Source organism: Hansschlegelia beijingensis (assembly GCF_045505405.1).
Classification (GTDB): Bacteria; Pseudomonadota; Alphaproteobacteria; order Rhizobiales; family Methylopilaceae; genus Methylopila; species Methylopila beijingensis_A.
The window spans coordinates 1-526 of record NZ_JBJKEX010000737.1; the positions used below are offsets into that span (position 1 = coordinate 1).

A 526-nucleotide genomic window follows, 5' to 3' on the forward strand; every position below is an offset into this window, starting at 1 on the left:
GGTCGCCTTCGGCAAAACCGCGAAGGCCACGCTCGTCGTCAACGGCGCGGCGCCGCATAGTCGGGGCTCGGCTCCGAGCAGACGACCGGCTGGTAGCCGGGCCTCGCGCGCTCCGTCACGAGCCGCAGCGCGCCGGTGGTGGCCAGGGCCTTCGTGGTTCCGAAATCCGCATGCGCCACGCGCTGGTTCGCCGAACTGCACGCGGCGAGCGCCGCCGCGGCCGCGATGGTCAGCGCCGCTCTCCAGATGGGCATGATTCCCCCGCCCCGTTGATCGTTCGCGCCCCTCCGGCGCCCCCCCGGTCAGGCAGTGTTACGCCCCGCCTTTACACAACTTAAAGTTTTACACGGCGCTGGTAGCTGCAATTACAATCTTTGGTTGATACCCGGGGCGGCGTTTCGGTGGGGGAACGGGCAAGCGGCGCGAATCTCGGCGCGCGCCACGCGCCTGCCCGGGAGAACTGAGGACCATCGCGAGCCGCGCGTCCGTACGAAATCTCGGCGACGGCCCGATTGCCCCGCCCTGC

The 526-nt window shown here is 69.8% G+C and carries 1 protein-coding gene; it reads right to left on the bottom strand.

Features of this window, described 5'->3' with window-relative positions; translation table 11 throughout:
- Positions 1-38 precede the first annotated feature (38 nt).
- A complete protein-coding gene (locus ACIKT0_RS19910) occupies positions 39-254 on the bottom strand; it encodes a hypothetical protein (protein ID WP_407106964.1) in 216 nt (71 codons plus the stop codon).
- Between the last annotated feature and the right edge of the window lie 272 nt (positions 255-526).